Annotated in this window: 17 protein-coding genes; 8 read left to right on the forward strand and 9 right to left on the reverse strand. The window is 70.0% G+C overall.

Annotation, left to right across the window (positions count from 1 at the left end; translation table 11 throughout):
* Positions 1-28: 28 nt before the first annotated feature.
* Entirely contained in the window at positions 29-517 is a 489-nt protein-coding gene (locus tag ACSYGN_RS17660; RefSeq protein ID WP_460396697.1) for a DUF3180 domain-containing protein, read from the forward strand.
* A gap of 92 nt (positions 518-609) precedes the next feature.
* On the opposite strand, the gene folE is transcribed toward ACSYGN_RS17660, so the two are convergent.
* From folE to dacB, 6 genes are all read right to left on the reverse strand, one after another.
* Positions 610-1,215: a GTP cyclohydrolase I FolE gene (folE, locus tag ACSYGN_RS17665; protein ID WP_460396699.1), complete on the reverse strand. Its 606-nt coding sequence runs from the start codon at positions 1,213-1,215 to the stop codon at positions 610-612.
* Between the two features lie 177 nt (positions 1,216-1,392).
* Positions 1,393-3,432 (reverse strand): ATP-dependent zinc metalloprotease FtsH, encoded by a 2,040-nt coding sequence (ftsH, locus tag ACSYGN_RS17670; protein WP_460396701.1) that lies wholly within the window; start codon positions 3,430-3,432, stop codon positions 1,393-1,395.
* Between the two features lie 185 nt (positions 3,433-3,617).
* Positions 3,618-4,178, reverse strand: a complete 561-nt coding sequence (hpt, locus tag ACSYGN_RS17675; protein ID WP_460396703.1) for a hypoxanthine phosphoribosyltransferase — start codon at positions 4,176-4,178, stop codon at positions 3,618-3,620.
* Positions 4,179-4,242: 64 nt separating this feature from the next.
* Positions 4,243-5,328 (reverse strand): tRNA lysidine(34) synthetase TilS, encoded by a 1,086-nt coding sequence (gene tilS / locus ACSYGN_RS17680; RefSeq protein ID WP_460396705.1) that lies wholly within the window; start codon positions 5,326-5,328, stop codon positions 4,243-4,245.
* 194 nt (positions 5,329-5,522) lie between these two features.
* Positions 5,523-6,647 carry a zinc-dependent metalloprotease gene (locus ACSYGN_RS17685; RefSeq protein ID WP_460396707.1) on the reverse strand — a complete coding sequence of 375 codons (1,125 nt, stop codon included), beginning with the start codon at positions 6,645-6,647 and terminating at the stop codon, positions 5,523-5,525.
* Between the two features lie 243 nt (positions 6,648-6,890).
* Positions 6,891-8,552 carry a D-alanyl-D-alanine carboxypeptidase/D-alanyl-D-alanine endopeptidase gene (gene dacB / locus ACSYGN_RS17690; RefSeq protein ID WP_460396709.1) on the reverse strand — a complete coding sequence of 554 codons (1,662 nt, stop codon included), beginning with the start codon at positions 8,550-8,552 and terminating at the stop codon, positions 6,891-6,893.
* A gap of 79 nt (positions 8,553-8,631) precedes the next feature.
* On the opposite strand from dacB, the gene ACSYGN_RS17695 reads away from it, so the two are divergent.
* Positions 8,632-9,123, forward strand: coding sequence for an inorganic diphosphatase (locus tag ACSYGN_RS17695; RefSeq protein WP_460396711.1), 492 nt, complete (start codon positions 8,632-8,634; stop codon positions 9,121-9,123).
* A gap of 143 nt (positions 9,124-9,266) precedes the next feature.
* Positions 9,267-10,934, forward strand: a complete 1,668-nt coding sequence (locus ACSYGN_RS17700; RefSeq protein WP_460396713.1) for a threonine/serine exporter family protein — start codon at positions 9,267-9,269, stop codon at positions 10,932-10,934.
* A gap of 73 nt (positions 10,935-11,007) precedes the next feature.
* Here ACSYGN_RS17700 and ACSYGN_RS17705 read toward each other — a convergent pair whose 3' ends face one another.
* Both ACSYGN_RS17705 and ACSYGN_RS17710 read right to left on the reverse strand, forming a co-directional pair.
* The gene (locus tag ACSYGN_RS17705) at positions 11,008-12,144 is read right to left on the reverse strand and encodes a VTT domain-containing protein (RefSeq protein ID WP_460396715.1); all 1,137 of its coding nucleotides are present in this window, start codon (positions 12,142-12,144) and stop codon (positions 11,008-11,010) included.
* Positions 12,145-12,295: 151 nt separating this feature from the next.
* Positions 12,296-13,108: a MerR family transcriptional regulator gene (locus ACSYGN_RS17710; RefSeq protein WP_460396717.1), complete on the reverse strand. Its 813-nt coding sequence runs from the start codon at positions 13,106-13,108 to the stop codon at positions 12,296-12,298.
* Positions 13,109-13,219: 111 nt separating this feature from the next.
* Between ACSYGN_RS17710 and ACSYGN_RS17715 the strand changes: the two genes are divergently transcribed.
* On the forward strand, positions 13,220-14,503 hold the full coding sequence (locus ACSYGN_RS17715; protein ID WP_460396719.1) for an ion channel protein: 1,284 nt from the start codon (positions 13,220-13,222) through the stop codon (positions 14,501-14,503).
* 119 nt (positions 14,504-14,622) lie between these two features.
* Positions 14,623-16,029 carry a glutamate decarboxylase gene (locus tag ACSYGN_RS17720; protein WP_460396721.1) on the forward strand — a complete coding sequence of 469 codons (1,407 nt, stop codon included), beginning with the start codon at positions 14,623-14,625 and terminating at the stop codon, positions 16,027-16,029.
* A gap of 197 nt (positions 16,030-16,226) precedes the next feature.
* Here the strand turns inward: ACSYGN_RS17720 and ACSYGN_RS17725 are convergent, their stop codons facing one another.
* On the reverse strand, positions 16,227-16,763 hold the full coding sequence (locus ACSYGN_RS17725) for a DinB family protein (RefSeq protein WP_460396723.1): 537 nt from the start codon (positions 16,761-16,763) through the stop codon (positions 16,227-16,229).
* A gap of 408 nt (positions 16,764-17,171) precedes the next feature.
* Here ACSYGN_RS17725 and ACSYGN_RS17730 point away from each other — a divergent pair, with 408 nt between their 5' ends.
* Genes ACSYGN_RS17730 through ACSYGN_RS17740 form a run of 3 tightly spaced genes read left to right on the forward strand, consistent with a single transcriptional unit; the run spans position 17,172 to position 21,738 of the window.
* On the forward strand, positions 17,172-17,846 hold the full coding sequence (locus ACSYGN_RS17730) for a hypothetical protein (RefSeq protein WP_460396725.1): 675 nt from the start codon (positions 17,172-17,174) through the stop codon (positions 17,844-17,846).
* Positions 17,846-20,035 (forward strand): DNA methyltransferase family protein, encoded by a 2,190-nt coding sequence (locus tag ACSYGN_RS17735; protein ID WP_460396727.1) that lies wholly within the window; start codon positions 17,846-17,848, stop codon positions 20,033-20,035. The genes ACSYGN_RS17730 and ACSYGN_RS17735 overlap by 1 nt, the downstream gene beginning before the upstream one ends.
* Positions 20,036-20,091: 56 nt before the next feature.
* On the forward strand, positions 20,092-21,738 hold the full coding sequence (locus tag ACSYGN_RS17740; protein WP_460396729.1) for a class I SAM-dependent DNA methyltransferase: 1,647 nt from the start codon (positions 20,092-20,094) through the stop codon (positions 21,736-21,738).
* Positions 21,739-21,741 lie beyond the last annotated feature (3 nt).

Genomic DNA, 21,741 nt, shown 5'->3' on the forward strand with positions numbered 1-21,741 from the left:
ACACGTCCGGGGGAGCTGAAGGAACACCGTGAGAGAGCTGCGCATCAGGCTGCTGGCCGGCGTGTTCGTCGTGGCCGGCGTCCTGTCCTGGGCGGGTGCCCGCCTGTGGAACTCGGTGGGGACCCTCCCCAGCGTCCCGCTGGCCGCCCCCATCGTCCTCGCCCTGATCGCGGCGGTGCTGCTGGCCACGGCGCTCTCGCTGCGCGCCCGGCTCAAGGCACAGCGCGAACGCCGCCCCGGCGCGAAGGGCGTCGACCCGCTGATGGCGGCGCGCGCTGTGGTCTTCGGGCAGGCCAGCGCACTGGTCGCGGCCCTGGTCGCCGGGATGTACGGCGGTACGGGTGTGTTCCTGCTGGAGCTGCTCGACATGCCCGCCCGCCGCGACCAGGCGATCTACGCGGGCCTCTCGGTGCTGGCCGGCATCGCCGTGATAGCGGCGGCCCTCTTCCTGGAGCGCGTCTGCAAGCTCCCGGAGGACGACGACCACGACACGACGGGCGCCGAACCGGTGTCCTGACGGTCCGTCACGACACTGTGGGGTGTGTCACCCCTGCCCGTCACCGCAGCCGGTGTTCCCCACCCGTGTTCCCCGCCCCTGTCCGCTGCCCGTCAGCGCGCCAGTATGAGGCTCATCGCCTCCGCGCGGGTCGTGGCGTCCCGCAGCTGACCGCGCACGGCCGAGGTCGTCGTCTTGGCACCCGGCTTGCGGATGCCGCGCACCGACATGCACATGTGCTCGGCCTCGACCACCACGATCGCGCCCCGCGCCTCCAGGATCCGCATCAGGGAGTCCGCGATCTGCGTGGTGAGCCGTTCCTGCACCTGCGGGCGCCGAGCGAACACCTCGACGAGGCGGGCCAGCTTCGACAGACCGGTGATCTTGCCGCTCTCCGCCGGGATGTAGCCGACGTGCGCCACGCCGTGGAACGGCAGCAGATGATGCTCGCAGAGGCTGACGATCTCGATGTCCTTCACCAGGACCATCTCGTCGTGCCCCAGATCGAAGGTCGTGGTCAGGACGGACTCGGGACTCTGACGCATGCCCGCGAGGAGTTCCCGGTACGCCCGCGCCACCCGCGCCGGGGTCTCCCTCAGGCCCTCACGGTCCGGGTCCTCGCCGACCGCGATGAGAAGCTCGCGTACCGCGTTCTGCGCGCGCTTCTCATCGAACTCTCCGGTCGGCCCCTCGCCGTCCAGCGTCACCGGGTCGATCATCTGGCGCCTCGTTCCTGTACGTGTCGGCCGCGGGCGTCTCCGGGCATCACCGGGCATCACCGGTAAGTCGTCAGCCGCGGGCATGCGGAAATGCCGCGTCCCCCAGGCTATAGAACCTGGGGGACGCGGCTTCCATTCCGGTGCCGGTGGGACCCTGCCGGGGCCCCGCCGGGTTGGTCAGCCCTCCGGCCTGTCCTCCGGCGCCGGCTCCGCCACCGGGGCGGACTCGACGGCGGTGGACTTGACGGTGCTGATCGCCGGTGTCGCGCCGTTCGCCCCGTTGGTCAGTGCCAGCTCCTTGGGGGAGAGCACCGGCGGGCGGGTCGAGGGCGTACGACGGGAGGAGCCGGTCCAGGCGGGCCGCGGCGGGCGCTTGACGATCGTGGCGAAGATCTCCGCGATCTCCTCCTTGCCGAGCGTCTCCTTCTCCAGCAGGGCCAGGACGAGGTTGTCGAGGACGTCGCGGTTCTCCACCAGGATCTCCCAGGCTTCGTTGTGCGCGTTCTCGATGAGCTTCTTGACCTCCTCGTCCACCAGGGCGGCGACCTCTTCCGAGTAGTCGCGCTGGTGGGCCATCTCACGGCCCAGGAACGGCTCCGTGTTGTCGCCGCCGAACTTGATGGCGCCGAGCCGCTCGGTCATGCCGTACTGGGTGACCATCGCGCGGGCGGTGGCCGTCGCCTTCTCGATGTCGTTCGCCGCGCCCGTGGTCGGGTCGTGGAAGACCAGTTCCTCGGCCGCCCGGCCGCCCAGCATGTAGCCCAGCTGGTCCAGCATCTCGTTGCGGGTCGTGGAGTACTTGTCCTCGTCGGGCAGGACCATCGTGTAGCCGAGGGCACGGCCACGGGACAGGATCGTGATCTTGTGGACCGGGTCGGAGTTCGGGGAGGCCGCCGCGACCAGGGCGTGTCCGCCCTCGTGGTACGCGGTGATCTTCTTCTCCTTGTCCGACATGATCCGGGTCCGCTTCTGCGGGCCCGCCACGACACGGTCGATGGCCTCGTCGAGCATGCTGTTGTCGATCAGCTTCTTGTCGCTGCGGGCGGTGAGCAGGGCGGCCTCGTTGAGGACGTTGCTCAGGTCCGCACCGGTGAAGCCGGGGGTGCGGCGGGCGACCGCCGAGAGGTCGACGTCGTTCGCGACCGGCTTGCCCTTCTGGTGGACCTTGAGGATCTCCAGACGGCCCTGGAGGTCCGGCGGGTCGACCGCGATCTGCCGGTCGAAGCGGCCGGGGCGCAGCAGGGCCGGGTCGAGGATGTCGGGCCGGTTGGTGGCGGCGATGAGGATCACGCCGCCCTTCACATCGAAGCCGTCCATCTCGACGAGCAGCTGGTTGAGGGTCTGCTCACGCTCGTCGTGACCGCCGCCGAGGCCGGCGCCGCGGTGGCGGCCGACCGCGTCGATCTCGTCGACGAAGACGATCGCCGGGGCGTTCGCCTTGGCCTGCTCGAACAGGTCGCGGACACGGGAGGCGCCGACACCGACGAACATCTCGACGAAGTCGGAACCGGAGATCGAGTAGAAGGGCACTCCGGCCTCGCCGGCGACGGCGCGCGCGAGCAGCGTCTTGCCAGTGCCGGGACGGCCGTAGAGCAGCACGCCCTTGGGGATCTTGGCGCCGACGGCCTGGAACTTCGCCGGCTCCTGGAGGAATTCCTTGATCTCCTGGAGTTCCTCGACCGCCTCGTCGCAGCCCGCGACGTCCGCGAAGGTCGTCTTCGGGGTGTCCTTGGTGATGAGCTTGGCCTTGGACTTGCCGAAGTTCATGACCCGGGAGCCGCCGCCCTGCATCTGGTTCATCAGGAACAGGAAGACGACCACGATGAGGACGAAGGGGAGCAGGGAGAGCAGGACTCCGACGAATGCGTTCTGCTTCGTCGGGGAGACGGTGTAACCGTCCGGGATCTGCTTGTCCTGGTACTTGTTCTGCAGGGTGCCGGCGATGGTCACACCCTGGTCGCCGATGTAGCTCGCCTGGATCTTCGAGCTGCCGTCGACCTTCACGCCGTCCTTCAGCGTGACCTTGATGCTCTGCTCGTCACCGGTCGTCAGCTTGGCCGACTGGACCTTGTTGTCGTTGATCGCCGCGACGACCTGGCCGGTGTCCACCGTCTTGTAGCCGCCGGACGAGCCGACGACCTGCATCAACACGACCACGGCAAGGACGGCCAGCACGATCCACATGACCGGCCCACGGAAGTATCGCTTCACGTCCATCCATACGGAGCGATGTCGCCCCGTCCCTCCTGCCATAGTGAGTTTGATAAGACAGTTCTTCTGACGGTACCCCAGCCATTTTGCCCGAAGCGGCCGGGACGGCTGTGGTTCCCGTCTCTGCATGCTCCAACGGCGCGAAACCCGCCGGGGTTCCCGATCGTCTTACGGAGCTTGGGCCGAGTGGCTCAGCCGCCGTAGACGTGGGGCGCGAGCGTACCGACGAACGGCAGATTGCGGTACTTCTCGGCGTAGTCCAGGCCGTAGCCGATCACGAATTCGTTGGGAATGTCGAAGCCGACCCATTCCACGTCGATGGCGACTTTCGCGGCCTCCGGCTTGCGCAGCAGGGTGCACACGTTGAGGGAGGCGGGCTCGCGGGAGCCGAGGTTCGACAGCAGCCACGACAGGGTGAGGCCGGAGTCGATGATGTCCTCGACGATCAGCACGTGCTTGCCCTTGATGTCGGTGTCGAGGTCCTTGAGGATCCGCACCACACCGGAGGACTGGGTGCCCGCGCCGTAGGAGGACACGGCCATCCAGTCCATGGTGACGGGGGTGGACAGCGCCCGGGCGAGGTCGGCCATGACCATCACCGCGCCCTTGAGCACGCCGACGAGCAGCAGGTCCTTGCCCGCGTACTCCGCGTCGATCTTCGCGGCGAGCTCGGTGAGCTTCACGTCGATCTGTTCCTTGGTGATGAGCACCTGCTTGAGGTCGGCACCCATGTCTTTCGCGTCCACCCGCATCACTTTCGGTCGTCCCTCGATGACGGCTGCGGCCGTCCGGCCTCCCCCGCGAAGGGGACGGGATTCAGCCTCGCCGAATCACCAGTCTGCCACCCTGCCGCTGGGCCACGACTTTGCCCGGGAGATTGATGCCCCCCTGGCCGCGCCAGCCGGTGATCAGCCGGTCGACTTCCTCGATGTGGCGGGCGGAGAGGGAACCGGCCGGGGCGCCGGCCTCGATGGCGGCGCGCCGCAGGACACGGCGGCGCACGGCGGGCGGGAGTGCGTACAGCTTGGCGCACTCCAGGAGGCCGGTGGCGTCACGGACCGCGGCGTCGGCCTGTCCGGCCCAGGCGTCCAGGGCGTCGGCGTCGTCGCGGGAGAGCTGGGCCGTACGGGCGAGGGCCTCGACGACGCCCTTGCCGAGCGCCTTCTCCAGGGCGGGCAGGCCCTCGTGGCGCAGCCGGGAGCGGGTGTACGCCGGGTCCGTGTTGTGCGGGTCGTCCCAGACGGGCAGCGCCTGGACCATGCACGCCTTGCGGGCGGTCTGCCGGTCGAGTCCGAGGAAGGGCCGCCGGTAACGGCCGCCGGCCCCCGAGACCGCGGCCATGCCGGAGAGCGAGCGGGTGCCGGAGCCGCGGGCCAGCCCGAGCAGCACGGTCTCGGCCTGGTCGTCACGGGTGTGGCCGAGCAGGACGGCGGACGCGCCGTACCGGTCGGCCGCGGTGTCCAGGGCGGCGTAGCGCGCGTCGCGGGCGGCGGCTTCCGGGCCGCCCGCGCGGCCGACGGTGACGGCCACCGACTCCACGGGGTCGAGACCGAACTCGCGCAGCCGCAGGACGACTTCCTCGGCACGGGTGTCGGAGCCGGTCTGGAGACCGTGGTCGACGGTGACGCCACCGCCGCGGACGCCGAGCCTGGGCGCCTCGAAGGCGAGGGCGGAGGCCAGCGCCATGGAGTCGGCGCCGCCGGAACACGCCACGAGCACCAGGGGCGACGGCGTGCGCCCGCCCGGGCCGGTGCCGTCACCGGTGTCCGCGGTGACAGCCGTGTCGGTCTTGTCGGTCTTGCCGGTGGTGTCGGTGGTGTCGGTGGTGTGTTCGTCGAGGATGTCGTGGAGGACGCGGCGGACCGCCAGGCGTATCGCCGCGACCGCAGGATGGGGACCCATTGTCCGGTTCCCTTCATGAAATTGTCGGGGGTTGAGCCCGAGACCGGTCACTCAGAGTGTATAGATGGTGACAGAGACGGGCGGTTCCCCGAGCATTGCACGCCTATGCATGGCTCACGGTCCCTCGGACGGGTGATTGAGGGGGCGTTCGTCTGCCGTAGGCCGTTCTGGTTTCACGCCCCCCTCCCCCGATGTCACGGCTCGGCCCGTCGGTGCACCCTCGCGACCCAGTCCGCCGGTTTGGCGATCTCCGACTTGGTGGGAAGGGTGTTCGGGGAGGTCCAGACGCGGTTGAAGCCCTCCATGCCAACCTGGTCGACCACCGCGCGCACGAACCGCTCGCCGTCCCGGTACTGCCTCAGCTTGGCGTCCAGGCCCAGCAGCTTGCGCAGCGCCAGGTCGAGGCGGGAGGCGCCCCGCGCGCGACGCTGCTGGAACTTCTCGCGGATCTCCGCGACGCTAGGCACCACCTCGGGCCCGACCCCGTCCATCACGAAGTCCGCGTGGCCCTCCAGCAGGGACATCACGGCCGTGAGGCGGCCGAGGATCTCGCGCTGCACGGGCGTCTGCACCAGCTCCACGAACGAGCGTCCGCCGTCCTCCTCCTCACCCTCGGGGCGGCCCCCGGCAAGCGACTGGGCGGCCTCCCTGATACGTTCCAGGACGGTCATGGGGTCGACGTCGGTCTCCCCCAGGAACGACTGGATCTCGCCCTCCAGGTGGTCGCGCAGCCAGGGCACGGCCGCGAACTGGGTGCGGTGGGTCTCCTCGTGCAGACACACCCAGAGGCGGAAGTCATGGGGTTCGACGTCGAGTTCGCGCTCCACGTGCACGATGTTCGGCGCGACGAGCAGCAGGCGGCCGCCACCGTTCTCACCCGCGGGCAGTTCACGGGTGGCGGGGGCGAACGTCTCGTACTGGCCGAGCACCCGGGACGCCAGGAACGACAGCAGCATGCCGAGCTCGACACCGGTCACCTTGCCGCCGACGGCGCCGAGCACCGCACCGCCGGTGGAGCTGCCGCGCCGCTCCTGCATCTTGTCGAGCAGCGGTTTGAGGAGCTCTCTGAACCCCGCGACGTTCGCCCGGACCCAACCGGGCCGGTCGACCACCAGCACAGGGGTGTCATGGATGTCCTCGCCACCCATCCGGGTGAACCCACGGACGTGCTCCTCCGCGGCCTTGGCGTGCCGGCGCAGCTCCGCCACGACAGCCCGGGCCTCGTCGCGGCTCACCTCGGGCCCTGGCCGCACCAGCCGGGTCGCGGTCGCCACCGCGAGATTCCAGTCGACCATCTCCACACCACCGATGCTCGTCATGCATCAACGGTACGTGAGCGTTCCCACTGGGGGCAGGCCACGCGGAGAGTCTCGCCCCCGCCGCCCCTTCCCGTCCCGTCACGGGGGCTCCGCCCCCGTACCCCCGCTCCTCAAACGCCGGAGAGGCTGATTTTCAGCCCGTCCGGCGTTTGAGGACGAGGCCCGAAGGGCCGACAAGGGGAGTCTGGGGGCGCAGCCCCCAGGGACGGGAACGGGAAGGGGCGGCGGGGGCGAAACCCGAGGTCAGCGGCACCCGCACCCCGCCAACGCCGTAGCCGTACGGTCCAGGGCGGACATGGCCTCCGTAGGGCTGGAGGTACCCGAGGCCAGGAAGGCGAAAGCCAACAGGCGACCGTCCTGATCGACGACGGTCCCCGCCAGCGTGTTGACGCCCGTCAGAGTGCCCGTCTTGGCGCGTACGATCCCCGCCGCCCCGGACACGTCGGTGTACCGGCCGGTCAGCGTGCCGGTGAAGCCGGCGACGGGCAGGCCGGTGAGGACGGGCCGCAGTTCGGGGTGAGCGGAGTCGCCCGCCTTGACGAGCAGGGCCGTGAGCAGGTCAGCCGTCAGTTTGTCCTCACGGTTCAGCCCGCTGCCGTCGTTGAACCGCGCCCCGGCGAGCGGCAGCCCGAGCTTGCGCAACTGCGCCTTGATGGCGGCGGCGCCCCCGCTGAAGGACGCCTGCCCGCCGGTGGCGACGGCGGTCTGCCGGGCCAGGGCCTCGGCGATGTCGTTGTCGCTGTTGGTGAGCATCCGCTCGACCAGGGCGGACAGCGGCGGGGAGGTCACGGTGGCGACGGTGGTGGCCTTGGCGCCGGCCTCGGCCGACTGCGGGGCCGACGAGGAGGTGGTCCTGATGCCGTCCGCCGCGAGGAACCCGGCGAACCGGGCAGCCGCGTCGGCGGCAGGGTCAGCCACGCGCGCGGCGGGCCCGCTGTCGGAGTCGTCGGTGCGGCCCTCGTCGGCGGTCAGGGCGCTGACCGGGGCGAGGTTGCCGTTGACGCCGATGGGATGCAGGGCGGGCCCGGTGTACAGGCTGATGTCGTAGGAGAGGCCGATCTCCTTGATGCCGCGCTTCTTCAGGGCGGCGGCGGTGCGGTCGGCGAGGGTGCGCAGGCTGGCCCAGCCCTCGGCGTCCTTGCGGGCGGTGAGGGTGGGGTCGCCGCCGCCGACCAGGACGAGTTCCTTGCCGCCGGGTTCGAGGGCGGTGCGGGTGGTGAGGCGGTGGTCGGTGCCCATCGCGGAGAGCGCGGCGACAGCGGTGGCGATCTTGGTGGTGGACGCCGGGGTCAGCGCGTCGTCCGCTCCGGCGCCGTACAGCCGCTTGCCGGTGACCACGTCGACGACGACGGCGCCGCGGGCGGTGCCGAGCGAGCCGTCGGCGAGGAGCGGGCCGAGGACGTCCGAGAGTGCCTTCTCGCCGGGCACGCTCCTCAGGCCGGCCGTGGCTCCGCGGAGGCCGGTGAGGACCGAGGCCGCGCTGGGCGCGGGCCGGGGAGCGGCGGTTGTCGTACCGGAACTACGCCCGTGATCTGTGCCACCCGTCCGGGACCGGGCATCCGCCCAGTCACGCTCGGCCGTACGCTGGCCGGTGGCGTCCCAGGGACCGGCGGCGAACACCGCACCCGTGGCCAGTACCAGACCGGCGGCCGCGGCACCGGCGGTGTACTGCCAGGTCCCCACGGACGCCGGCCGCGTGATCCGTGCGAGCTGCGGTTTCACACCCTGAAAACCCTGAACGCCCTGGACGAGTCGCGCGACCCGCGGCCTCAGGGCCGCCCCGGCGCGCGCGACATGCGGCCGTACGGCGTCCGCGGCACGTGCCAGCCGTGGTCGTACGGCGTTCGCGGCCCGCACCACGTGCGGTCCCGCGGCACGCCAAGGCCTCAGCTCCGGCACGACCACCAGCCCCTTTCGCGATCACACACCTGCGTGAGGGACACTTAATCACCAGAACTATGTGCTGATCATGGAGGAGCCACCGGTGGAGTTCGACGTCACGATCGAGATTCCGAAGGGTTCGCGCAACAAGTACGAGGTGGACCACGAGACCGGTCGTATGCGCCTGGACCGTCGGCTGTTCACCTCGACCGCCTACCCGACCGACTACGGCTTCGTCGAGAACACCCTCGGTGAGGACGGCGACCCGCTGGACGCGCTGGTCATCCTGGACGAGCCGACCTTCCCGGGCTGCCTGATCCGCTGCCGCGCGATCGGCATGTTCCGTATGACCGACGAGGCCGGCGGCGACGACAAGCTGCTGTGCGTGCCGGCCACCGACCCGCGCGTGGAGCACCTGCGCGACATCCACCACGTGTCGGAGTTCGACCGTCTGGAGATCCAGCACTTCTTCGAGGTCTACAAGGACCTCGAGCCCGGCAAGTCCGTCGAGGGCGCCAACTGGGTGGGCCGCATCGAGGCCGAGGCCGAGATCGAGCGGTCGTTCAAGCGACTTGAGGAACAGGGCGGCCACTGAAGACACGGTCGCCGCGGACCTCGTCCCTGTGAGGACCCTGCTCCGCCGACGGGCCGCACGCGCGTGCGGCCCGTTTGCGTCGCCCGCCTGTGTGCATGCGCATACTGGGGCATACGTAAGTGCGAGCAAGGAGCGTTGCAGGAGTGGCGGAGGCGGAGGGCCGGGGGCCTCGTCCGGACGAGGCGAGGAGCGTGTACGACCCCGAGATCACATCCGGGTTCGCCCTCCCGGCGGGGCTGACCCTCCCGCAGGGCAGCGGCGAGACGGAGACCACCTCGGGGTTCGCCCTGCCCGAGGGACTGGACGTGCCGCAGCCGCAGGCCGGTACCAAGGAGGGCTCGGGTTTCACCGTGCCCGGCACCGACGGCTCCCGGTATTCCTCACCCGCGTTCACTCCCGCGACCGGTGTCCCGGTGGTCAGCCTCGTCAAGGACGGGCCCTGGCAGGACCGGATGCGCACGATGCTGCGCATGCCGGTGTCGGAGTGGCCCGCGCCGGAGCCCGCGCAGAAGCCGGACGAGGGCGGTCCGGCCGTCCCGCGCGTCCTCGACCTGACCCTCCGCATCGGCGAGCTGCTGCTGGCGGGCGGCGAGGGCGCCGAGGACGTGGAGGCGGCGATGCTGTCGGTGTGCCGCTCCTACGGCCTCGACCGCAGCGAGCCCATCGTCACCTTCACCCTGCTGACCGTCTCCCATCAGCCGTCCCTGGTCGACCACCCGGTGACGGCGTCACGGACGGTGCGCCGCCGCGGCAGCGACTACACCCGTCTCACGGCGGTCTACCGGCTGGTGGCGGATCTGAGCGACCCCGGTACGACGGTCTCCCTGGAGGAGGCGTACCGGCGGCTCGCCGAGATACGCCGCAACCGGCACCCGTACCCCAGCTGGGTGCTGACCGCCGCCGCGGGGCTGCTCGCCGGGGCGGCGGCCGTGCTGGTCGGCGGGGATCTCCTGGTGTTCGTCGCGGCGGTGCTCGGCGCGATGCTCGGCGACCGGCTGGCCTGGCTGTCCGCGGGGCGCGGGCTGCCGGAGTTCTACCAGTTCATGATCGCCGCCATGCCACCCGCGGCGATCGGCGTCGCGCTCACCCTGGCCGGGGTGCATGTGAACGCGGCGGCGGTCATCACCGGCGGACTGTTCGCGCTGCTGCCCGGGCGCGCGCTGGTGGCGGGCGTGCAGGACGGGCTGACCGGCTTCTACATCACCGCGTCGGCGCGTCTGCTGGAGGTCATGTACCTCTTCGTGGGGATCGTCGTGGGCGTGCTGGTGGTCCTCTACTTCGGGGTGAAGCTGGGCGTTCCGCTCAACCCGGACGCGGTCCAGAACATGGCCGAGCGGCCGCTGTGGCAGATCGGCGCGTCCATGCTGCTGTCGCTGACCTTCGCCGTGCTGCTCCAGCAGGAACGTTCCACTGTGCTCGCGGTGACCCTCAACGGCGGCGTCGCGTGGTCGGTCTACGGCGCGATGCACTACCCGGGTGGCTTCTCCCCCGTCGCCTCCACGGCCGTCGCGGCGGGGCTCGTGGGGCTGTTCGGCCAGCTGCTGGCGCGCTACCGGTTCGCTTCGGCGCTGCCGTACACGACGGCCGCGATCGGGCCGCTGCTGCCGGGGTCGGCAACCTATCTCGGGCTGCTGGCGATGGCTCAGAACGAGGTCGACAAGGGGCTGGTCTCCCTGTCGAAGGCGGCGGCGCTCGCCATGGCGATCGCGATCGGCGTCAACCTGGGGTCGGAGATCTCCCGGCTGTTCCTGCGGGTCCCGGTGGCGGAGGCAGCGGGGCGCCTGGCGGCGAAGCGGACGCGCGGGTTCTGAACCCCGCCGCCCGCCCGGGTACCGCGCGGGACCGTCCGTGCGGGCCGGTGGGGCGGCGCAGTCCCCTCTCGGCTCAGTACCCCTGGCCGTACGGGTACTGGTTGCCGCCCTGGCGCGGGTCCTGCGGGGCACCGTACGGCTGCTGCTGCTGGGGCTGCTGCTGCGGATAGCCCTGCGGCGGCTGCTGCGGCTGCTGCCGGGGCTGGGGGTACTGCTGCTGGGGGTACTGCTGGGCGGCGTAGGGCTGCGGCTGCTGGCGGCCGTGGTCCTGCTGGCCGTAACCCTGGTCGTAGCCGTCGTACCCCTCGTACCCCTGCTGGTCATAGCCCTGGTCGTAGCCCTGGTCGTAGCCCTGCCGACCGTAGCCGCCCTGCTGGTCGTAGCCGCTGTACTGCGGCTCGGAGGCGGCGACGGGGCGCAGCCGGGTCGTCGCGTCGTCCATGACGGGCTGGTACTGCGACTGGTACTGCGGCTGGGACTGCTGCTGGGGCTGGGGCTGCTGCTGGCGCTGGAAGGCCTGGAACTGCGGCTCGGGCTCGAACCCGGCGGCCCCCGGCTCCTCAGGACCCTCCGGGCCTTCGGGGCCCTCGGCCTGGGCCTTGGAGCGGGCCCGCAGGAACTCGATGCCGATCGGGACCACCGACACGAGGACGATCAGGATGAGGATCGCCTCGATGTTGTTCTTCACCACGCCGATGTTGCCCAGCCAGGAGCCGAGCAGCGTCACACCCGCGCCCCACATGGCGCCGCCGATGAGGTTGAACACTAGGAACGAGCGGTACTTCATACCGCTGACACCGGCGATGATCGGCGTGAAGGTGCGCACGACGGGCACGAAGCGGGCCAGGACCAGGGACTTCGGGCCGTACTTCTCGAAGAACTCGTGCGCCTTGGTGATGTTCTCCTGCTTGAACAGCCGGGAGTCCGGCCGGTTGAACAGGGACGGGCCGACCTTCTTGCCGAACATGTAGCCCGCCTGGTCGCCGAGGACGGCGGCCAGGCAGATCAGCGCGATCGCACCCGCCAGCGGGAAGTCCAGATCACCGGAGGTGATCAGCAGACCGCAGGTGAACAGCAGCGAGTCACCCGGCAGGAAGAAGCCGATGAGCAGCCCCGACTCGGCGAAGACGATGAGCAGCAGACCCCAGATGCTGTAGGTGTTGAGCAGATAGTTGGGGTCCAGCCAGTTCGGTCCGAGGGCAAGCGTCATGACGTTCCGGACTCCTGACGGATGGGTGGTGCGGCGTCCTAGTGCGGCCGCACAAAGCTATCAACGCATTGTGTCCGCCCCAGGTTCCACCGGTGTCTCCAGGATGCACTGTGCGCCGCCCAGGTCAAAGCTGTGAGCTGCCCAGCGGCCCTCAACCGGCCGTGTGCCGGACCCCGTCCTGCCGCCCGTGCCGGACCCCGTCCAGCCGCCCGTTCCGGTCGGCGTTCGCCGTGATGGCGTCCCTGAGGTGCTCGGCGAGGCCGGGGCGCATGCTGTCGTAGAACGCCTTGAAGCGCTCGTCGGACACGTACATGTCGCCGAGGCAGCGGTGCATGTCGTACGAGCAGTCGTAGAACCATGTGCCGATGTGCCGCCGGTGCTCCTCGGCCAGGTCCATGGCCCGCTCACCGGCGGGCGGCTCGCCGTCGGTCATCAGGGCCGTGTAGCGCGCGCTCCAGTCGTCGGCCTCGGCCTGGAGCCGCCGCCAGTCGTCCTTGGCGTAACGCGCGGCCCGGCGCTGCGACTCGGCGTACGCGGCGGTGCCGCCCCAGCGCTGCTCCGCCTCGTCGGCGTACTGCTCGGGGTCCTTGTCGCCGAAGACCTCGAACCGCTCCTCGGGGGTGAGGTTGATACCCATCTTGCGTGCCTCCATGGCGTGCTCCACGGCCGCCGCCATCTTCCGCAGCCTCTCGATCCGGGCGGTCAGCAGGTCGTGCTGGCGGCGCAGATGCGCGCGCGGGTCCGCGTCCGGGTCGTCGAGGAGGACGGCGACCTCGTCGAGCGGGAAGCCGAGCTCCCGGTAGAACAGGATCCGCTGGAGCCGGTCGAGGTCGGCCTCGTTGTAGCGCCGGTGACCGGCGTGGCTGCGCTCGCTGGGGGCGAGCAGGCCGATGGTGTCGTAGTGGTGCAGCGTGCGCACCGTGACACCGGCGAATCCGGCGACCTGTCCGACGGAGTAGCTCACTTCCGCTCCCTTATCTCGGTACGCCGTCCACACTGCCGCCTCACGCCACGTGAGGTGCAAGTCCGGTCACGCTGAGATGTTCTGCCCGTTCCGTCCGCTTATGGTGTGCCCGTGGCCCAGGACACCGCGCAGCCGTCGCCCGCACCCCCGGCGACCCCGGCGCGCACTCTGCTGCCTCTGATTCTCCCCTCGCTCGTCATCGGGGTGGGCGCCAGCCTGGTGTTCGTGCTGGTGGACACGCTGGCCGAGGAGCTCCAGCACGTGCTGTGGCGGGACCTGCCGGACGCGCTGGGGATCGGCAGATACTCGGTCCTCTGGGTGATGGTCATGCTCACCGCGACCGGCATCCTCACGGGCCTCGTGGTGTGGAAGGTGCCGGGCCACGCGGGCCCCGACCCGGCGACCACCGGGCTGACCGCGACACCGGTGGCCCCCTGGGTGCTGCCCGGCGTGCTGCTCACGGCCATGCTGACGCTGTCCGGCGGTGTGAGCCTCGGCCCGGAGAACCCGGTGATCGCGGTGAACGTCGGGCTCGTCTTCTGGCTCGGCCGCAGGGTCGCGCCCCAGGCACCGGGCGAGCTGTGGGTGCTGCTGGCCGAGGCGGCGACCATCGGCGCGCTGTTCGGCACGCCGGTGGCGGCGGCACTGGTCGTCTCCGAGGCGCTGGCCGGGCGGCAACTCAAGGGGCTGCTGTGGGACAACGTGTTCGCACCGCTGGTCGCGGCCACCGCCGGCGCGCTCACGACGTCGCTGATCGCCGAGCCGACGTTCAACCTGGGTCTTCCCCCGTTCGGCGTACCCGGCTGGCGAGATATCGCGGCGGTCCTGGTGGTCGCATCGGCGGCGGCGCTGCTCGGCCTGTGCGCGGTGTACGCGTTCCCGTACTCGCACGCCGTTTTCGCGCGTCTGCGGCATCCGATGGTGGCGCTCCCCGTGGGCGGAGTGGTCCTCGGGCTGCTCGGCGCGCTGGGCGGGAGCCTGACGCTGTTCAAAGGGCTGGACCAGTTGGAGGACCTCGCGAAGAATCCCGACGGGTGGTCCGCAGGGCAGTACGCGACGATGACGATCGTGAAGCTGACCGCGCTGGTGGTCGCCGGAACCTGTGGCTTCCGCGGCGGCCGGATCTTCCCCTCGGTGTTCATCGGCGGTGCCTTCGGGCTGTTCGCGCACGCCCTGGTGTCCGGGGTGGATCCGGCGGTGGGCGTCACGGCGGGTGTGCTGGGCATGCTTCTCGCCGTCACCCGGCAGGCGTGGCTGAGCCTGTTCACCGCGGCGATCCTGGTGACCTCGCCGTCGATCATCGCGCTCCTGTGCATCGCCTCGCTCCCGGCCTGGCTGCTGGTGACCGGGCGGTGGCGCATGCAGGTGCGGGAGGACGGGAGCGCGGTCCGCTGAGGCATCCTCCCGACGAGGTCCGGAGGGCCCTGGAAGAGACCGGAAGACACCGAAACCGGAAGACACCGGAAGGCAACGAAGACACCGGAAGAAGCAGACGTCAGTCAGGAGACATCGCGATGCCCCTCCACAAAGGCCCCGCCAAGCACGACGAGCGCATCATGGCGGTCAATCCGTTCTACGGGGCGGCGAACCCGGTCGCCGGTATGGCCGACGCCCCGCCCACGCACCGGCTGCCGGACGGGCCCTTGACCCCGGTCACCGCGGCCCAACTGGTGCACGACGAACTGATGCTGGACGGCAACTCCCGGCTGAACCTGGCCACCTTCGTGACCACCTGGATGGAGCCGGAGGCCGGGCTCCTGATGGCAGAGTGCCGCGACAAGAACATGATCGACAAAGATGAGTACCCGCGCACCGCCGAGCTGGAGCGGCGCTGTGTGGCGATGCTCGCCGACCTGTGGAACGCACCGGACCCGGCGGCCGCCGTGGGCTGTTCGACGACCGGGTCCAGCGAGGCGTGCATGCTCGCCGGGATGGCGCTCAAGCGCCGCTGGATGAAGCGCAACGCCGACCGTTACCCGGGAGCGCGACCCAATCTGATCATGGGCGTCAATGTGCAGGTCTGCTGGGAGAAGTTCTGCCAGTTCTGGGAGGTGGAAGCACGCCAGGTACCCATGGAGGGCGATCGCTTCCATCTCGACCCGCAGGCCGCGGCCGAACTGTGCGACGAGAACACGATCGGTGTGGTCGGCATCCTCGGCTCGACCTTCGACGGGTCCTACGAGCCGATCGCCGACCTGTGCGCGGCCCTTGACGCGCTCCAGGAACGCACCGGGCTCGACATCCCCGTGCATGTGGACGGCGCGTCCGGGGCGATGGTCGCACCGTTCCTGGACGAGGATCTGGTGTGGGACTTCCGGCTCCCGCGCGTCGCCTCCATCAACACCTCGGGGCACAAGTACGGCCTGGTCTACCCGGGCGTGGGCTGGGCCCTGTGGCGGGACAAGGAGGCGCTGCCCGAGGAACTGGTCTTCCGGGTCAACTACCTCGGCGGCAACATGCCGACGTTCGCCCTCAACTTCTCCCGCCCCGGCGCGCAGGTCGTCGCCCAGTACTACACGTTCCTGCGGCTGGGCAGGGAGGGCTTCCGGGCGGTGCAGCAGTCCACCCGCGACGTGGCGCAGTCCCTCGCCGGGCAGATCGAGGCGATGGGCGACTTCCGGCTGCTGACCCGGGGCGAAGACCTGCCGGTCTTCGCCTTCACGACCGCCCCCGAGGTGACCTCGTACGACGTGTTCGACGTCTCGCGGCGGCTACGTGAGAACGGCTGGCTCGTGCCCGCGTACACCTTCCCGGAGAACCGTCAGGACCTGTCCGTGCTGCGCGTGGTGTGCCGCAACGGATTCTCGGCCGACCTCGCGGAACTGCTGATGGAGGATCTGCGCCAGCTGCTGCCGGAGCTGCGCCGCCAGCCCCATCCGCTGGTCCACGACAAGGAGGCGGCGACGGGCTTCCACCACTGAGGAGACCGAGGGAGGAGACCGAGGGAGGAGACCGAGGGGGAAACCAGGGAGAAGAACCGGCCGGGGCGCGGGAACCCGGCCGGTGTGCCGATCGTTCCTCCCTCTGACCGGCCCGATCCGCCTGCTCGGGCCGGTTGCTCCGGTCCGTGACCGGCCCGAACCGCCTGTTCGGGCCGGTGCTCGGCCCCTCCCTCCGCCTACTCCGCCTGTTCCAGGGCCACGAGCTCGAAGGCGGTCTTCCCGTCCAGGGACTCACGGATGATGTCGGCGTGCCCCGCGTGCCGGGCAGTCTCACGGATCAGATGGAGCATCAGCCAGCGCAAGGAGACCGGTCCGCGAGGAAACCAGGGCGCCTCGGGAAGGGCGAAGGTGTCGTCGAGGCTGGGCGCTGCGGTGATGAAGGCCTCCGTGTCGGCAGCGACCTTCTCCCAGTAGGCCAGCCGTGACTCCACCGTCTCGTCCCCGACGAGCCGGAAGCTCTCCTGCCAGGTCGACTGGTCGCGCTGCACCTGCGGCGGTTCGCCCTTGGCGCGGGCGATCCAGAACTGCTCCACCTCGGCGGCGTGCTTGACCAGCCCCGCGAGGGACAGCTCGCTGACGGTGGGCCGGGCCGACGCCTGCTCGTCCGTGAGGCCGAGCACGGCCCGCCGGATGCCGCCGCGCTGCTCGGCCAGGTAGGAGAGCAGCGCGCCGCGCTCGTCGCCCGCCGCCTCGGGGTGTACGTGAGTGACCATGACCGTCGCCTTTCGCCGGTTCGGCAGAGGGGTTCCAGGGACCCCTGGAGGGGGTTTCCGTGGGTTCCCTCCGTCTGACACCGGCGACGCTACGGGGCCACTAGGTCAGATTCCGTCCTCAAGCTGCAGCGCACCCCAAGAAGCAGGACTACTCACCAGCTCAACTAACGCCGCGCAACTGCTGAGAAGCCGGGTTCTCAGCAACCCCCTTGATTCGAAAATGACTACGGCCTAAGGTAGTAGTCGTTGGAGGCGAGACCGCAGTCAGGTCACCGCACAGCTGCCGCACGCCCGCTCAACGGGCTCGGGAAAGAGCTGTGCCCCGGGCTGTATGCAATGCAGTGACAGTACTCCGGGGCGCACGGAAACGAGCGTAACACGGATCTTTCAGTCAAGGGAGACTCAGCGGTGACGGAGGACGAAGTCAAGCGGATCGTGGACTCGATCTCGGCGGAGCGGTTCAAGCCGTTCCTCGACGAGTGCGACGGCGATGCGCTCGTCGCGTTGCGCTTGTACTGCTGGGACGGCGAGATCTCCCGAGCCTTCCTCGGCATCCTGCGCGACTTCGAGGTCGCCATGCGGAACTCGTTCCACGCGAAGCTGAGTGGCCGGTACGGCCGCACGGACTGGTGGGACTCCCCGCGTGTCCGGCTTACCACGAAGGGCCGTGAGCAGGTGCACGGCGCTCAGCGGGACCTCGGCCGCGAATACGGCTCCGGGTACTCCGCGGACGACATGGTCGCCAAGCTGACGCTCGGCTTCTGGGTGGGGCTGACCGGCCGCGGTCTCAACTACGAGATGCAGTTCTGGAACCCGGCTCTCCGGCACACTTTCCGCGGTTACCAGGGTCGCCGCGGTGCGCTTCAGCAGCAGCTGGACTACGTGCGCAAGTTCCGCAACCGCATCGGCCACCACGAGCGGATCTGCCACCGCCACCTGCCGCAGGACCTCGACACGCTGCTTCGGCTCATGGAGTACGTGTCGCCGGAGAAGGCCGCCCTGCACCGGCAGTTCAGCCAGGTGCCGTCGGTCCTCGCCCGCAAGTCGGCCGTGCTCGCCGGCCGGGAACCGGTGCGGCTGTGATGGCGGAGGCGACATCGCGGACCGAGTCCGCGCTCCACGCTCCCGTCACCCTCGGCGAGATCAAGGAGCTTGCCGGAGTGGGGCGGCCCACCGTCAGCAACTGGCGGCGCCGCTTCTCCCCCGCGGCCCTGGCTGCCGCCAAGGACCGGCGGCCCCCCTTCCCCGCCCCCGTCGGCGGCAGTGAGAGCAAGCCTCTGTTCGACGCACTGGAGATCGCGGACTGGCTGGACCTGCGCCCTGTCCCGGACACCGAGCCGGACGAGCACGGCAAGGTCCCCACCTACGGCGACCGGTTCCGCCGCGGTCTGAGACTGCGGGGGCTGGTGGCCCTCAAGCACCGGCTCGGCTCGGCGGAGGCGCTCATCACCCAGGCCTTGGCCGTCATCGCCACGCATGCCGAGGCCCAGGACCTCATCCCCGAGTGCCTGCCCGAGGAACTCCGGCCCGACCACGACGCGGCGGCCCAGGACGTCCGACAGGCCGTCCTGACCCTGGAGAACGAGATCGGCTCGGCGGGCAGGGCAGCAGACGCGCTCCTCGGCCTCGACGAGGACGTGGAGCTCGCCAAGCGGCTCGAATCCGATGTCGTCATGGACACGGTTCCCCGCGAGATCGTCTCGCTCGTGGCCATGCTCATCGGCCCCAGCGTGGCCGGGCCGGGCCAACGCTCAGTCATCAGCCTGTGCGCGGGCTTCGGCGAACTGCTCCTCGGCATGGACGGCGGTCCCTACGGAAACCTCGGCGGTCACGGCGAACTGGTCGCGATCGAGCCCGACCCGCTGCGGCGCAAGCTCCTGAGGTACCGGCTGCTGTGCTACGAGATGTACGGCGGCATGGATGTGTACCCCGCACCGTCGGACCTGGACGTCCCTCGTACATGGGGCGCGGTGCCGGTCGACGACATGTGGTCCTTCTCCAGCGCCGACATCGTGCTGGCCTCGCCGCCGTATGCCTCGGGCGAGCGGGAGCGGGACGAGCAGGGGCCTCTGTGGTGGGCCGGGGAGGCTGCCCGGCGACTGAAGCCAGGCGGGCGGGGCTACGCCGTCGTACCGAGCTGGACGCTGACACGGACGCGGGGCGCGGTGCCGGCACCGACGATCGACGCCCGCGAGGAACTTCTGGCCGCGGGCAGCATCGAAGCGATCGTCCAACTGCCGCGCCGTATCCATCCGTTCCGCACGGGCGCCGAATACGCGCTGCTGATTCTGCGCCCGCCTGCGTACGAAGCCACCGGCCTTCCGGTCCTCCTCGTCGATGCCGACCGCATCGCTCGCCGGACGGACGGACGCAAGTGGATCGGTGAAGTCGCGCGGTTCGTCCTCGCCGAGGACGAGCCCGGCGCTGGTGACGTACGGTCAATCCCACTGCGGCCGCGCCGAGCGGGCGGGGAGTGGTTGCTCGACGGCCGCTCCGTGCTGCCGGCGCATCGGCTCGCCGCGGCGGAGACCGATATCGACCATTTCGAGGAGACTATAACCGCCAGGCGTGCCGCCGTTGCCGCGATGCCGCAACTGCGCGACTGGCTAGGCGCGATGGGCATCGCCAAACGCCGTACGCCGATCCGGCACCGCAGAGTGGACGAGCATCTCAAGGCCGGGCAGCTGAGGACGCTCACCGGACATCGCCTCAAGGACTCAGACATCAAAGAGGCCGGTCTGCCCGTCATCGGCCGCGAAGAGATGCTGGGCGCACTACCCGTCGGGCAGCGGCGCATCAGCCCGGAATCCCTGGCGGCATACTCGTCCGCCAAGATCACCGAACGGGGTGACGTCATCGTGCTCGCCGAGCACGGGGTGCGCTGCCAGGTGGACGAGGCGGGCGGCTGCGTGCTGCTGTCGCCGGTGCAAGGGCTGCGAATCAGCTCGTACCGAGAGCACTTGCTGGCGGTGGCCAAGGGCGAACCGGTGGGGCCGGACGCCTTGTGGATGCGGCCGCACACACTCGCCCAACTGCTCCAATCCCCGCGGAATCAGCAGCGCGGCAGCGGTTCCCTCGTGCGCCGGGTGAGCGTGCGCGACATGGACCTGCCGCAGCTTCCCGCCGAGGAGGTCACAGAGCTGGAAGCTGTCCTGGCCGAGACGGAACGGCTGCGCGCCGACGTACGCAGACAGCTGGCAGCCCTGGACCGCCTTGCCGCGCGCGTCTCCGCCGGTGTCGCCGACGGTGACCTGGCGTTGCGGCGACGCTGACCGCGCTTGTCTGTTGGACTCTTGGAGAGTCCTCCCGAAGAGAGAAGAGAGACCCCGTGCCCCCACGGAAGAAGAAGGAAACCAAGCCGCAGGACATGAAGGCGATCCTGTGGGCATCCGCCGACAAGCTGCGCGGAAGCCTGGACGCCGCCGAGTACAAGCACTTCGTGCTGGGGCTCGTGTTCCTCAAGTATGTCTCCGAGGCGATGGCCGAGAAGCGTGAGCAGTTGGAGACCGAACTGCGGTCGGGCGGCGGGCTGCTGGCCGAGCTGGGCTTCGAGGGCAAGGCACCGGAGGCACTGATCCTCCAGACACTGGAAGAGCGCACGCAGTACACAGGCGCCGGGATCTTCTACGTGCCGCCGACGGCCCGTTGGGAGGTCGTGCTGGAGCGCGCCAAGGGGACGTTGGGCGATCCGAGCCTCGGCAAGGTCATCGACACCGCCATGGAGACCGTCGAGAAGTTCAACCCCTCGCTGAAGAACACCCTCCCGAAGCAGTACAACAGCGGCCGGGTCGACGAGACGACCCTCGCCGGTCTGGTGAAGCTGCTGGACCGGCTCACCTTCCAGGCCCAGGTGGGCGAGGACGGCCGACGGGTCGGGGCGCGGGACCTCATGGGTGAGGTGTACGAGTACTTCCTCGCGCAGTTCGCCCTTCAGGAGGGTCGCAAGGGCGGCGAGTACTTCACACCGGCGAGTGTGGTGCGGCTGCTCGTGGAGATGCTGGAGCCGGTGGCGGGCGAGCGGGTACTGGACCCGGCGTGCGGTTCGGGCGGCATGTTCGTACAGGCCGAGAAGTTCGTGGAGACCCACGGGGGCGACCGCTTCAACGTGGCTGTGTACGGCCAGGAACGCAACCTCACGACGTGGCGACTGGCGCACATGAACCTCGCGATCCACGGCATCGAGGCCGACCTCGGCGAGGAGCCCGCCGACTCCTTCCACAACGACCAGCACGGGGACCTGAAAGCGGACGTGGTGCTGGCCAACCCGCCGTTCAACATCTCCGACTGGGGCGGCGAACGGCTCGGCATGGACGACCGCTGGGTGTACGGAACCCCACCGGTCGGCAACGCCAACTTTGCCTGGATCCAGCACATGGTGAGCAAGCTGGCGCCCGGGGGGCGGGCGGGGGTTGTCCTGGCCAACGGGTCGATGAGCAGCAAGTCGGGCGGGGAAGGGGACATCCGGCGGGCAATGGTCGAGGGGGACCTGGTGGCCTGCATGGTGGCTCTACCGGGGCAGTTGTTCCGGTCGACCCAGATTCCGGCTTGTCTGTGGTTCCTCGCGGACGGCAAGGGGCGGCATTCGAAGTGGGTGCGGGGGCGGAAGGGGGAGGTGCTGTTCATCGACGCCCGGGGGATGGGGGTCATGGCTTCACGGACGTTGCGGGAGCTGACGGAGGAGGAGCTGCAGCGGATCGCGGGGGCGTTTCGGGCTTGGCGGGGGGCCGGTGGGGCGGAGGGGTATGAGGACGTTCCCGGTTTCTGCCACACCGCCTCGCTGGAGGAGTTGCGAGAGCACGACTTTGTACTGACGCCGGGGCGGTATGTGGGGGTCGTGGATACCGAGGAAGATCCGGACGCGGAGCCGGTAGAGGAGAAGGTGGCTCGCCTGACAAAAGAGTTGTACAGACTGTTTGAGGAGTCAGGGCAGCTAGAGGCTGCGGTGCGTGAGCAGTTGGGGAGGATCAATGGATAAGTG

This window comes from Streptomyces sp. YIM S03343 (genome assembly GCF_054729195.1).